This is a genomic window from Austwickia chelonae NBRC 105200 (assembly GCF_000298175.1).
Taxonomy (GTDB): Bacteria; Actinomycetota; Actinomycetes; order Actinomycetales; family Dermatophilaceae; genus Austwickia; species Austwickia chelonae.
The window spans coordinates 175,477-187,888 of the sequence record NZ_BAGZ01000008.1; the positions used below are offsets into that span (position 1 = coordinate 175,477).

A 12,412-nucleotide genomic window follows, 5' to 3' on the forward strand; every position below is an offset into this window, starting at 1 on the left:
CTACCTCGAGTCTGTGGTGCGGGCCGAAGGCCCTCCCCGGTGGGTGTCGCCCCGGGGCCGGATTCGACGATACCTAACCAGGTGAGCGCCCTTTTCGACGGCAGGGCCATTTGTCTCATCTGTGGTCGGGGACAAGGCACGACGTGGGGTCGGAGCCGGTGGTCCGACCCCACGTCGTGGGGAGATCGAGGTGTTGCCCGGGTGGCCCGGGGTCAGGACTTGCGGGAGTCCGCGTACGTGGTGAGCGCGGCGAGGACCCCTGATCCGGCGGCGAGGACCGTCCGGGGGTGGGAGAAACCGCGGTCGGACAGCCGTCGGGTGATCGCATTGCTGACCTTGCGTCCGCCGACGCTGCTGGCCACCATCAGCAGCACGCCTCCGGCGACGAGGAACCACTGGGTGGGTTCGGCGATCTCGGAGAGCTTCTGGGGGATGGCCTCCCGGGGGTCCTCTTCCTGCTCGAGGCCTTCTTCGAGGTCTTTCTCCTGCTGCATCTCGAGGTCGCCCAGGAGCACCGAGGCCGCGGTGGCGCCGACGACCAGGGTGGTCTTGGCCGCGATACGGACGGTGCGGGAGGGGATCCATTCGGGCATGGCTTCCCAGAGGAAGACGACGAGGCCGCTGCCGACGGCTGCGCTGATCCTCACCGTGTTCGGTGAACAGTTCAGCTTTTCGAGGGTGTAGCCTGCGCGGCGGTTCTCTGCGGCCGGCTGGGCCGGCAGGACGGGGATCTGGGACATGTGGGCTCCCTGGGGTGGGCTCGAAGGGGAAGTCCACACTATCCCGCTGGCGGGCAGGCCGAACCCGAGGTGCGTCAAGCGATCTGAGGGCTCGGATCTAGGGTGAGGAGATGACTTCCGATCTGCTGCACGACCCGCGCAAGGTGTCTTTCGCCTCCGACAACTACTCCGGGGTCCATCCGGAGGTGATGGAGGCCCTGTCCCTGGCCAACGGCGGCCATGTGACCAGTTATGGCGCGGATCCGTACACGGACCGGTTGACCGAAGTGATGAAGGGCCATTTCGGGGATCGTGCCGAGACCTACCCGGTGTTCAACGGCACCGGTGCGAATGTCGTCGCCTTGATGTTGGCGGCTCGTCCGTGGGATGCGGTGGTCTGTGCGGATGTCGCGCACATCAACAACGACGAGTGCGGCGCTCCGGAGAAGGTCGGCGGGTTGAAACTGGTGCCGGTCCCGACCGGTGACGGGAAGGTCACTCCGGAACTGCTCGACACCAAGGCGCGCAATTTCGGGTTCGAGCACGCGGCTCAGCCTCGGCTGCTCTCGCTCACCCAGGCCACCGAGTCGGGCACGGTGTACACGGTCGAGGAGTTGGCGGCGGTGGTGGGCCGGGCGAAGGAGCACGGGATGGTGGTGCACCTGGACGGCAGCAGGCTGTCCAATGCCGCCGCGGCGCTGGGGGTGCCCTTGCGCGCGTTGACCACCGACATCGGGGTCGACCTGCTCAGCCTGGGCGGCACCAAGAACGGGCTGATGGGCGCGGAGGCGGTGGTCGTCCTCTCTCCGGAGGTGGTGCACGGCCCGCTGTACGTCCGTAAGCTCACCACGCAGCTGGCCAGCAAGATGCGTTTCATCTCGGCTCAGCTCGTGGCCTTGTACGAGGGCGACCTGTGGCGGGAGTCGGCGGCCCATGCCAATGCGATGGCGGCCCGCTTGGCGGAGCAGGTGCGGGAGATCCCGGGGATCAGGGTCACTCAGGATCCTCAGGTCAATGCGGTGTTCGCGGTCATGCCCGGCGAGGCTGCGGATCGACTGCGGGAGCGTTATGCCTTCTACGACTGGGACGAGTCGATCGGTGAGGTGCGGTGGATGTGCTCCTTCGACACGTCCGTCGAGGATGTCGACGGTTTCGTGGCGGCGGCCCGTGAGGTGATGTCCTCCTGAGCCGGGGCGGGTTCAGTCGGCGCGTCTGTCGTCGGTCCGGTATCGGAGCAGTTCGGCACGTTTGGCGGTGCGGTGGTCGCCGGAGCTGCGTCCGGTGAGGCGGCGGTGCACCCAGGGGCGTAGGTGCAGGTTCACCCAGTCGCGTTCGGCGCGGAGGCGTTCGGTCATGCCGATCGGGGGCGCCGGGGGCAGCGGAGCATCCCAGGAGGTGTCCTCGGCGGAGTAACCGAGCGCGGTGAAGGCGTTGAGTGCTACGCGTCGATGTCCTTCGTCGGTCATGTGGATGCGGTCTTCGGCCCACATCCGCCAGTCCTTGAGCGCGTCCATGCCCCATTGGTCGATGACATGGCATCCGTGTCGTCGGGCGATGGTCCAGATGTTCGCGGTGTGGATGGCATGGCGTCCGCGGACGTGTCTGAGGAGGGGCGCGCCGGCAGGGTCGGTGGGGGTGGCGAGCAGGACGTCGGCTCCGGTGGCGCGGGCCTGGGCGGCGGCTTTTTCGAGGCGGGCGGCGAGATCGTCCATGTCGGCCCGGGGCCGGAGGATGTCGTTGCCGCCGCCGACGATGGAGATCAGGTCGGGGCGCAGGTCGAGGGCTGCGGGGAGCTGCCGGTCGGTGATGTCGGCCAGGAGGCGTCCGCGGACGGCCAGGTTGGCATAGCCGAGTTCGGCTCCTTCCCGTCGGGCCACCTGGGCGAGCATCGCGGCGAGTCGGTCGGCCCAACCGAGGTATTCGCCGGGGTTGTCGGGGTCGGGGTCGCACATGCCTTCGGTGTAGGAGTCGCCGATGGCGACATAGCGACGCCAGGGGTGTTCCGGGGGTTTCATGCGGGCCAGGGTCATGGCAGGCTCCAGTCGATCGGGTCGGCGCCGGCGTGGACGAGAAGCTCGTTGGCCCGGGTGAAGGGGCGTGATCCGAAGAAACCGGAGTGGGCCGACAACGGTGAGGGGTGGACCGATTCGACGAGCGGGACGCCGCTGAGTGCGGGGGCCAGGGAGCGGGCGTCCCGTCCCCACAGGATCGCGACGAGGGGTTGTCCTGCGGCGGCCCGTTCGGCGAGGACGGTGATCGCCCGGTCGGTGACGGCCTCCCATCCTTTGCCGCGATGGCTGGCGGCGGCGCCGGGGCGCACGGTGAGCACCCTGTTGAGCAGCATGACGCCGCGGTCGGCCCAGGGGGTGAGGTCTCCGCAGGTGGGTCGCGGGACACCGAGGTCGGTGGTCATCTCCTGGAAGATGTTGATCAGGCTCTTGGGGACGGGGCGGACGTCGGGGGCGACGCTGAAGGAGAGCCCGACGGCGTGGCCGGGGGTGGGGTAGGGGTCCTGGCCGACGATGAGGACGCGGACGTCGGGGAGAGGTCGGGAGAAGGCTCGGAGGACGTTTTCCCCGGCGGGCAGATAGCCGCGTCCGGCGGCGACTTCTTCCCGGAGGAAGGTTCCCATGGCGCTGATCCGGTCGGCGACGGGTTCGAGGGCTTCGGCCCAGGTGGGGTGGATGAGCTCGGCGAGGGGGCGTGGTGCGGACACGGCCTCACCTTAGCGAGTCCTTTACGAGCGGTGGACTTCCGGTCGTCCGGGCCGGTTCGGTGCCGTCGGGGTGATGGGAGCGGGGTGGTGCCGTAGATGTGCGGGTCCGTCGGTGATTTTCCGGCGAGGGGAGACAAGGGTGTTGTCGAGATGAATATCCGGGTTTCGGCGTCGCCCGGGGGGTGCAAAAACGGACTTTCTTCTTAAGCTGGTTAGTGGGTTGTCGGCAGATCGAACCGCACCGAGACGAGCACGGTCGATCGGCGACTTTCGTGAACATGACCGAGAGCAGAGGGAATCGATGACGCTATTCCGCGAGAGGCCCCGGCCGGAGGACACGAACCCGGAGGAGTCCGGAACCGGAGATGTCGCGGCGACGGCACGACAACTGGTCAAGGTCTACGGCATGGGTTCTGCGCAGGTCGTGGCGCTGGACCGGGTTGATCTGGACATTCGCGCAGGGGAGTTCACGGCGATCATGGGTCCTTCGGGGTCGGGGAAGTCGACCCTGATGCATTGCATGGCGGGTCTGGACTATGTCACCCAGGGTGAGGTCACCATCGGCGGGACCTCCTTGTCGAAGTTGAGTGACAAGAAGCTCACCGCCTTGCGGCGGGACAACATCGGTTTCGTCTTCCAGTCGTTCAACCTGATTCCGACATTGACGGCGAAGGAGAACATTCTGTTGCCGATGTCGATCGCGGGACGGAAACCGGACCGGAGCTGGTACGAGACGGTCATCGAGACGACAGGTTTGGCCGATCGGCTCGCGCACAAGCCCTCGGAGCTCTCCGGCGGGCAGCAGCAGCGGGTGGCCTGCGCCCGGGCCCTGGTCTCCCGCCCGGACATCGTCTTCGCGGACGAACCGACCGGTAATCTCGACTCCCGTTCCGGCGCGGAGGTGCTGGCCTTCCTGCGGCACAGCGTGGACAGTTACCGGCAGACCTTGGTGATGGTCACCCACGACCCGACGGCCGCGGGGTACACCGATCGGGTGGTCTTCCTGGCCGACGGTCGGATCGTCTCCGAGTTGCGTCGACCGACTCCGGAGAAGGTCCTGGAGACGATGACCTCGTTGGACCGCCGGGCTGCGGCGTCGGTGCTCGGCGACCGTTCGGAGGCCTGAACGATGCTGAGGGCCTCGTGGAAGAGCCTGTGGGCTCGGAAGCTGTCGTTGATGCTGTCCACGGTGGCGATCGTGCTCGGCACAGCGTTCGTCGCCGGCTCCTATATCTTCACCGACATGCTGGACAGCGCCTTCAAAGGCGTCATCAGCGGTGCTGTCGCCGACGTGAACGTACAGCCGAAGGGCATGGACGATACTGCCGCTATGGGCGGGATCAACCGCTCTCTGACGGCCGCGGATGTCGAGAAGGTCCGCCGGGTCGAGGGTGTGCAGTCGGCCTACGGGAATATCACCGACCCCATGAGCACCTACGTGCTGGACAAGAAGGGCAAGCCCATGACGATGGGTGCGCCCAGCATGGGCTTCAATTTCGTCGATGCCCCGGCCATGGGTGGGCAGCCGGGTCTGATCGTGAAGTCCGGCCGCGCGCCCAAGGGCGAGGGCGAGGTCATGATCGACCCGCAGTCGCTGCAGAAGGGCGGTTACGCCCTCGGTGACAAGGTCAAGATCATCACCTCGGGCAAGCTCGGCACGATCGAGCCCACCGTCGTCGGCACCGGCATCTACGGGGCCAAGGGGTCGACCGGAGGCGCGACGTACGCCATCTTCGACACTCCCTTCGCGCAGAAGATCTATCTCGACGGCGCCGATGCCTATCACGGCGTCTGGGTGACGACGACCCCCGGGACGGACGCCAAGCAGGTGGCCGATCGGATGTCCGGGATCATGCCGGACGGCTTCGAGGCGAAGTCCGGTAAAGAGGTCTCGGACAAGATGAACGAGTTGATGGCCCAGCAGATGGGCTTCATGAAGAACTTCCTGCTCATCTTCGCCAGCATCGCGTTGCTGGTGGGCTCGTTCCTGATCTTCAACACCTTCTCGATCCTGGTGGCCCAGCGCGGTCGGGAGATGGCGCTCATGCGCGCCATGGGCGCCAGCCGGGCGCAGATCACCTTGAGTGTCTTCTTCGAGGCCGTCGTCATGGGCGTCATCGGCTCTCTCGGCGGCCTGCTCCTCGGTTTCGCCCTGGCGTTCGGCATCTCCCAGCTCTTCGGCACGGTGGGCCTCGACCTGGCCGGTGCCGGTATGCATCTGACGGTGCCTACGCTCATCGCGACCTTCTCCGTGGGGATCCTCGTGACCTTGGTCGCGGCGATGGCCCCGGCCGTCCGCGCGGGGCGGGTTCCGCCGGTGGCGGCGATGAGCGGTGACATGATGACGGGCAAGACCGGTCTGGGTTGGCGGGCTGTCGGCGGGGGCATCGTGCTGGCTGTGGGGGTGACGCTCTTCCTGGTCGGGCTCTTCAAGGGCAGTCTCGACAACCGGGTGCAGATCCTGGGCGGGGGTGCGCTGCTGACCTTCTTCGGCGTCGCCGCGCTGAGTCCGATCCTGGGAGCGCCGGCGATCTGGCTGATCGGTCGGCTCAACAAGGCCGTCTACGGTGCCGTGGGCCGTCTCGCCGAGGTCAACTCGGCTCGTAACCCGCGTCGCACGGCGGTCACCGCTTCGGCCCTGATGATCGGTCTCGCGCTCGTCACGTCTCTGGGCACGCTGGGCGCGTCGATGAAGGCCAGCACGCACGACGCCGTCGTGAAGGCGCTACGCGGGGACTTCGTGACCCGGAGCGTGACCCAGATGCCGTTCACGGGTGCCGTCGGCGACGGCATGGAGAGGGTGTCCGGCGTTTCCGCGGTGCATCGTGTCGCCCATGCCCCGGGGAAATGGGAGGGCGAGCGGTCCTATTTCGGTGCCATCGATCCTTCGTCGTTCGACAAGATCATCAAGCAGACGATGGTGCAGGGGAATCTTTCGGACTTCCGTGGGCAGGCCGTCCTCCTGCACGAGGACGAGGCCAAGACCTTGGGTGCCAAGGTCGGGAACCGGGTCACCGTCAACCTCAACGGACGCGACATCCCGGTCACGTTGGCCGGCCTCTTCGTCACGGAGAAGAACACGGGCATCGGGAACAGACTCCTCACGCGCGACACGATGAAGGCTGCGGGTCTGCCGCTGCAGGACAGTCTGCTCACGGTCGATGTGGCTGATGGTGCCGACAAGGCGAAGGTCCGTGCGGATCTCGAGAAGGTCGTCGCCGACATCCCGATGGTGACCCTCTCCGACCAGGGCGAGTACGCGAAGGCGCAGACGGCAAGTATCGATCAGCTGCTCTATCTGCTCTACGCCTTGCTCGGGCTGGCCATCGTCATCGCCGTCTTCGGCATCGTGAACACTCTGGGCCTGTCGATCATCGAACGCACCAGGGAGATCGGTTTGTTGCGGGCGGTGGGCGTGAACAAGGGCCAGATCCGCACGATGATCACCTTGGAGTCGATCACGATCGCCCTGCTCGGTTCGATGCTGGGGATCGGACTGGGGTTGGCCTTCGGTTTCGGGATCCAGCGGGCGTTGGCGAGCCAGGGCCTCGGTCAGCTGGTGCTCCCCTGGGCGCAGATCGGGATATCCCTCGTGGTCGCGCTGGTCGTCGGTATCTTGGCGGGGCTGTGGCCGGCGATGCGGGCGAACAAATTGGATGTCCTGAAGGCGATCGCCTCGGACTGACAGACGCGACCCTGTTCGATCCGGCTGCCGGTGGGGGCCGTCCACGGACGGCCCCCACCGGCAGCCGTCGATCGGTTGTCATGTCGCCGTGGACATCCCGAGGAGGCGAATGACATCACTGTTCTTTCCTGGCAGAGTGAGGTCGGATCGGTGGTCGCTGGGGAGGAGCCCTTGATGGAGATCGTGTCCCGTGAGCTGGACGAGCCGGGCGTGGAGACGCTGACCGAGCAGGAGACGGAACTCCTGGCCTTCGAGCGGCAGTGGTGGAAGTACGCCGGTTCGAAGGAGCAGGCCATCCGGGAGACTTTCGACATGAGTGCCACGCGGTACTACCAGACCTTGAACGCCCTGATCGACACGCCGAAGGCCCTGGCTCATGACCCCATGTTGGTGAAGAGGCTCCGGAGGTTGCGTGCTTCGCGTCAGCGGCAACGCACCGCCAGGCGTCTGGGCGCGCAGGCCTGATCGAGCGCTGAGGGACGGCCCGCGGATCACAGTTCCGCGGCGAGACGCACGGCTTGGTCGATGGCCCGCTTCGCGTCCAGTTCGGCGGCGATATCGGCTCCGCCGATCACATGGACCGTCATCCCCGCTTCGGTGAGCGGACCCATCAGGTCACGGACCGACTCCTGCCCGGTGCAGATCACGACCGTGTCCACGTCGAGTGTCCGCGCCTGTCGGGGGGCTTGCGGGGTGGCCCCGGTGAGTCCCCATCGGGCGCGGGTGCTCTCGATCCGTCCGGACAGGTCGTCGCCGAGAGAGGCCAACCGGGTCACGCCGGTCTCGGCGTAGGCGCGAGGGCCTCGGGGGAGGCGTGCCAGGGCCAGCCCGCCCAGCTGACCTGCGGCGGCCAGGGCCGGTCGTACGGCCGATCCGGCGTCGGTCATCGTCGCTGCGGCGCTGGACCACAGGCGGTGGAGACCGTTCTGCTCTTCGTCGGCGGGGCGGGGTGCGGGCACGGTGATGTGCAGGCCTTGGTCGTCGATCCGTTCGTAGGTGACTCCGGTGATCAGGGTGACCTCCTTGGCGCGGAGGGAGGCCCGGTGGACCCAGCCGGTGGTCTTGCCCAGTCCCTGGCCGATCCGGCTGGTCTTGCGCTGCAGGAGGTAGACCTCGCGTGGGCTGGACGAGGGTTGGGGGTGCTGTAGCCCTCCTGGGGTGGTGCGATGGTCACCGACCCCCCATTCGCGTCGCCAGGCGGTGACATCCAAGGCCGGCGAATCCCGGTGGGTGAGATATTCGCTGACGTCGACTCCGATGCCGCCGGCGCCCAGGACGGCGACCCGGCGTCCGGCGGTGCGTTGGCCGGAGAGCAGCTGGGCGTAGGTGATGACGTCGATCCGGTGGATGCCGGGGATCTCCGGGATCCGCGGGGCCACTCCGGTGGCCAGGACGATGTCGTCGTATCCGGAGTCGATGAGCAGGTCCGCTCCGGCTCGGGTGTTCAGCTTCAGCTGTACCCCGGTCTTCTCGATGCGCTGGGTGAAATAGCGGATGGTCTCGGTGAATTCCTCCTTTCCGGGGATATTCGCGGCGAGTTCGAACTGGCCTCCGATCCGTTCGGATGCTTCGTAGAGGTCGACCTGGTGGCCGCGTTCGGCGAGTGTGGTGGCTGCGGCGAGTCCGGCCACGCCTGCGCCGACGACGGCGATTCTTCTGGGGTGCGTGGTCGGCAGGATCTGCAGGCTTCGTTCGTGTCCTGCTCTGGGGTTCACCAGGCAGGAGACCGGTTTGCCGACGAAGGTGTGGTCGAGGCAGGCCTGGTTGCAGGCGATGCAGGTGTTGATCTCCTGGGGTCGGCCGCCGGCGGCCTTGGCGACCCAGTGCGGGTCGGCCAGGAAGGGCCTGGCCATGGAGATGAGGTCGGCTTGGCCGGTGGCCAGGATCCGTTCGGCGACATCGGGGTCGTTGATGCGGTTCGAGGCGATGACCGGGATGGTGACCTGGGTGCGAAGGTCGGCGGTGACTTCGGTGAAGGCTGCCCGGGGCACGGAGGTCACGATGGTGGGCACGCGGGCCTCGTGCCAGCCGATGCCGGTGTTGATGAGGGTGGCTCCGGCGGCTTCCACGGCTTGGGCGGTCTCGACGACCTCTTCCCAGCTCTGCCCGTCTTCGACCAGGTCGATCATGGAGAGCCGGTACTGGATGATGAAGTCCGGTCCGGAAGCTTTCCGGGCTGCTGCGACGACCTCTTCGATCAGGCGGCGACGTCGGCGCGGGTCGCCTCCCCAGTTGTCCTGGCGTCGGTTGGTGCGTCCGGCGAGGAACTGGTTCAGCAGGTAGCCCTCGCTGCCCATGATCTCGATGCCGTCGTATCCGGCGTCGCGTGCACATTCTGCGGCGGCGGCGAATCCTGAGATCTGGCGTCGGATGCCGGATTCGGTCAGCGCGAGGGGGGTGAAGGCGGAGATGGGTGCTTTGATCCGGGAGGCGGAGACGATCAGGGGGTGATGGCCGTATCGACCGGCGTGGAGCACTTGGAGGAGGATCTTGGCGTCGTGGGCGTGGACAGCATCGGTGACGATGCGGTGCCGGGCGATGTGTCGGGGTGCGTACACGGCTCCGGAGCCGGGATAGAGGGCGCCTTCGGGCGTGGGTGAGAAACCTCCGGTGACGATCAGTCCGACGCCGCCGCTAGCGCGTTCGGCGTAGAGCTCGGCGAGGTCGTCGAAGGTCGCGGGGGAGTCCTCGAGTCCGGTGTGCATGGAGCCCATCACCACCCGGTTGCGCAGGGTGGTGAATCCGAGGTCGAGTGGGGCGAGGAGATGCGGGTACGGCGTCATCGGCGTCCCTCCTGGGCGAAGCGGGGTTCGCGTGGACGCTAACACCGGGGGGTGCTGCAGGCCCGTTACCACGGCGTGAACTGGGCCACGCCGGTTCCTCGGGTGGGTGGTTCGGCCGCATCCCGCTGGCTTCTTCCTGGGCTCTTCAGGCGCAGAAGCGGATTCAAGGTGGGGTCCGGATGGCGGATCTCGTTCTCGGGCGCGCCGTCAGCAGGCCTGGCCATTTGCACTCACCCTGGTCGAGTGCTAATCATGGACTTAGCACTCTCGGTGTCCGAGTGATAAAGGATCCGGGCCCGAGACGTGAGAACACCACAGTCCTGACCGGTGCCGGTGAGGCCCGGGGTCGGGCGGCGCGAACGGCGCGTCGGCCTCCCGGACCGTCCGTCGCGGGCGCCGTGCCCGGTCGCCAGATTCCGTTCGCGTGGGAGGAAACCACCGACAATGGCCAAGATCATCGCCTTCGACGAGGAGGCCCGTCGCGGCCTCGAGCGCGGCATGAACCAGCTCGCAGACGCCGTGAAGGTCACCCTGGGACCCAAGGGCCGTAACGTCGTCCTCGAGAAGAAGTGGGGCGCACCCACCATCACGAACGACGGTGTCTCCATCGCCAAGGAGATCGAGCTCGACGACCCCTACGAGAAGATCGGCGCCGAGCTGGTCAAGGAGGTCGCCAAGAAGACGGACGACGTCGCCGGTGACGGCACGACGACCGCCACCGTGCTCGCCCAGGCGCTCGTGCGCGAGGGGCTGCGCAATGTGGCCGCAGGTGCCAACCCGATGGCGCTCAAGCGTGGCATCGAGAAGGCCACCCAGGCTGTCTCCGACGAACTGCTCGGCATGGCCAAGGACGTCGAGACCAAGGAACAGATCGCTGCGACCGCGTCGATCTCCGCCGCCGACACCCAGATCGGCGAGATGATCGCCGAGGCCATGGACAAGGTCGGCAAGGAAGGCGTCATCACCGTCGAGGAGTCGAACACCTTCGGCCTCGAGCTGGAGCTCACCGAGGGTATGCGCTTCGACAAGGGCTACATCTCGGGTTACTTCGTCACCGACCCCGAGCGTATGGAAGCGGTGATGGAAGACCCGTACGTCCTCATCGCCAACTCCAAGATCGGCTCCATCAAGGACCTGATCCCGGTGCTGGACAAGACCAAGCAGGCCGGAAAGCCGCTGCTGATCATCGCCGAGGACGTCGAGGGCGAGGCCCTGGCGACCCTGGTGCTGAACCACCTGCGTCGCAACATCTCGGTCTGCGCCGTTAAGGCCCCCGGCTTCGGTGACCGCCGCAAGGCCATGCTCGGTGACATCGCCATCCTCACCGGCGGCCAGGTCATCTCCGAGGAGGTCGGCCTCAAGCTGGAGTCCACCGAGCTCGACATGCTGGGTACCGCCCGCAAGGTCGTCGTCACCAAGGACGAGACGACCATCGTCGAAGGTGGCGGCGACGCCGACCAGATCGCCGGCCGGGTCAACCAGATCCGCGTCGAGATCGAGCGTTCCGACAGCGACTACGACCGTGAGAAGCTGCAGGAGCGTCTGGCCAAACTGGCCGGTGGCGTGGCTGTGATCAAGGCCGGCGCTGCGACCGAGGTCGAGCTGAAGGAACGTAAGCACCGCATCGAGGACGCCGTCCGCAACGCGAAGGCTGCCGTCGAGGAAGGCATCATCGCCGGTGGTGGCGTGGCGCTCATCCAGGCGGGCGACGCGGCCTTCGGCAAGCTCGCGCTGGAGGGCGACGAGGCCACTGGTGCGAACATCGTCAAGGTTGCCATCGAGGCTCCGCTGAAGCAGATCGCGATCAACGCCGGTCTCGAGGGTGGCGTCGTGGCGGAGAAGGTGCGCAACCTCCCCGCCGGGCACGGCCTGAACGCTGCTTCCGGTGACTACGTCGACCTCATCGAGGCCGGCATCATCGACCCGGCCAAGGTGACCCGTTCGGCTCTGCAGAATGCTGCCTCCATCGCGGCTCTCTTCCTCACCACCGAGGCCGTCATCGCGGACAAGCCCGAGAAGGCTGCTGCTCCTGCGATGCCCGGTGGCGACGAGATGGGCGGCATGGGCTTCTGACCCACGAGGTCCGATGCTCGACCGTTGTGAACGAACGAGGGGCGGCTGTCCGGTCAGGACAGCCGCCCCTCGGCGTTGCGGTGGCAGGGTTTTCCCCGGATGCGGCGATGGGCGACCGGGGGAGTGTCTCCGGCGTCAGAGGGGGTCGACCGGCCAGCCGCCGCTGCGGAGACGTTGCCCGACTCGGACCATCTCGTCGGGACTGGGCACCTGATCGGTTCGTTTCATGATGCCGGCGCCGACATCGATCCGGTCGGCCGGGATGACACCGTTCCGAACCAGCTCGTGCCCGAGATCCTCGACCTCTTCATCGGTGAGTCGGCGACGCAGGAGCGCCATCAACGGGACATAGTCCTGGTCAGGGACGCCGTTGGGATAACCGGCGCGCACCCAGCTGATGAATCGGTCCAGTGCGCTCACTGTCCCCTCCCCTCAT

The 12,412-nt window shown here is 67.0% G+C and carries 10 protein-coding genes; 5 read left to right on the forward strand and 5 right to left on the reverse strand.

Annotation, left to right across the window (positions count from 1 at the left end; translation table 11 throughout):
* Positions 1–212: 212 nt before the first annotated feature.
* Positions 213–740 (reverse strand): hypothetical protein, encoded by a 528-nt coding sequence (locus tag AUCHE_RS07440; protein ID WP_006502668.1) that lies wholly within the window; start codon positions 738–740, stop codon positions 213–215.
* Between the two features lie 110 nt (positions 741–850).
* On the opposite strand from AUCHE_RS07440, the gene AUCHE_RS07445 reads away from it, so the two are divergent.
* Positions 851–1,906, forward strand: a complete 1,056-nt coding sequence (locus AUCHE_RS07445) for a threonine aldolase family protein (RefSeq protein ID WP_006502669.1) — start codon at positions 851–853, stop codon at positions 1,904–1,906.
* A gap of 12 nt (positions 1,907–1,918) precedes the next feature.
* On the opposite strand, the gene AUCHE_RS07450 is transcribed toward AUCHE_RS07445, so the two are convergent.
* Positions 1,919–2,749 carry an SGNH/GDSL hydrolase family protein gene (locus AUCHE_RS07450; protein ID WP_006502670.1) on the reverse strand — a complete coding sequence of 277 codons (831 nt, stop codon included), beginning with the start codon at positions 2,747–2,749 and terminating at the stop codon, positions 1,919–1,921.
* A complete protein-coding gene (locus AUCHE_RS07455; RefSeq protein ID WP_006502671.1) occupies positions 2,746–3,435 on the reverse strand; it encodes a uracil-DNA glycosylase in 690 nt (229 codons plus the stop codon). The genes AUCHE_RS07450 and AUCHE_RS07455 overlap by 4 nt, the downstream gene beginning before the upstream one ends.
* Positions 3,436–3,736: 301 nt before the next feature.
* Between AUCHE_RS07455 and AUCHE_RS07460 the strand changes: the two genes are divergently transcribed.
* The 3 genes from AUCHE_RS07460 to AUCHE_RS07470 all read left to right on the forward strand — a co-directional run bounded on the left by AUCHE_RS07460 (position 3,737) and on the right by AUCHE_RS07470 (position 7,585).
* The gene (locus AUCHE_RS07460) at positions 3,737–4,561 is read left to right on the forward strand and encodes an ABC transporter ATP-binding protein (RefSeq protein ID WP_006502672.1); all 825 of its coding nucleotides are present in this window, start codon (positions 3,737–3,739) and stop codon (positions 4,559–4,561) included.
* A gap of 3 nt (positions 4,562–4,564) precedes the next feature.
* Positions 4,565–7,120, forward strand: coding sequence for an ABC transporter permease (locus tag AUCHE_RS07465; protein ID WP_006502673.1), 2,556 nt, complete (start codon positions 4,565–4,567; stop codon positions 7,118–7,120).
* Positions 7,121–7,294: 174 nt separating this feature from the next.
* Positions 7,295–7,585 carry a DUF3263 domain-containing protein gene (locus AUCHE_RS07470; RefSeq protein ID WP_006502674.1) on the forward strand — a complete coding sequence of 97 codons (291 nt, stop codon included), beginning with the start codon at positions 7,295–7,297 and terminating at the stop codon, positions 7,583–7,585.
* Between the two features lie 26 nt (positions 7,586–7,611).
* On the opposite strand, the gene AUCHE_RS07475 is transcribed toward AUCHE_RS07470, so the two are convergent.
* The gene (locus tag AUCHE_RS07475; RefSeq protein WP_006502675.1) at positions 7,612–9,903 is read right to left on the reverse strand and encodes an NADPH-dependent 2,4-dienoyl-CoA reductase; all 2,292 of its coding nucleotides are present in this window, start codon (positions 9,901–9,903) and stop codon (positions 7,612–7,614) included.
* 444 nt (positions 9,904–10,347) lie between these two features.
* Here AUCHE_RS07475 and groL point away from each other — a divergent pair, with 444 nt between their 5' ends.
* Complete coding sequence (groL, locus tag AUCHE_RS07480) at positions 10,348–11,976, forward strand: chaperonin GroEL (protein ID WP_006502676.1); 1,629 nt, start codon at positions 10,348–10,350, stop codon at positions 11,974–11,976.
* Between the two features lie 135 nt (positions 11,977–12,111).
* Here the strand turns inward: groL and AUCHE_RS07485 are convergent, their stop codons facing one another.
* Positions 12,112–12,396 carry a DUF3349 domain-containing protein gene (locus AUCHE_RS07485; protein ID WP_006502677.1) on the reverse strand — a complete coding sequence of 95 codons (285 nt, stop codon included), beginning with the start codon at positions 12,394–12,396 and terminating at the stop codon, positions 12,112–12,114.
* Positions 12,397–12,412: the final 16 nt, after the last annotated feature.

Coding starts and splice junctions, on each gene's coding strand:
- AUCHE_RS07440 (WP_006502668.1), bottom strand. CDS start 740: ATGTCCCAGATCCCCGTCCTGCCGGCCCAGCCGGCCGCAGAGAACCGC.
- AUCHE_RS07445 (WP_006502669.1), top strand. CDS start 851: ATGACTTCCGATCTGCTGCACGACCCGCGCAAGGTGTCTTTCGCCTCC.
- AUCHE_RS07450 (WP_006502670.1), bottom strand. CDS start 2,749: ATGACCCTGGCCCGCATGAAACCCCCGGAACACCCCTGGCGTCGCTAT.
- AUCHE_RS07460 (WP_006502672.1), top strand. CDS start 3,737: ATGACGCTATTCCGCGAGAGGCCCCGGCCGGAGGACACGAACCCGGAG.
- AUCHE_RS07465 (WP_006502673.1), top strand. CDS start 4,565: ATGCTGAGGGCCTCGTGGAAGAGCCTGTGGGCTCGGAAGCTGTCGTTG.
- AUCHE_RS07470 (WP_006502674.1), top strand. CDS start 7,295: ATGGAGATCGTGTCCCGTGAGCTGGACGAGCCGGGCGTGGAGACGCTG.
- AUCHE_RS07475 (WP_006502675.1), bottom strand. CDS start 9,903: ATGACGCCGTACCCGCATCTCCTCGCCCCACTCGACCTCGGATTCACC.
- groL (WP_006502676.1), top strand. CDS start 10,348: ATGGCCAAGATCATCGCCTTCGACGAGGAGGCCCGTCGCGGCCTCGAG.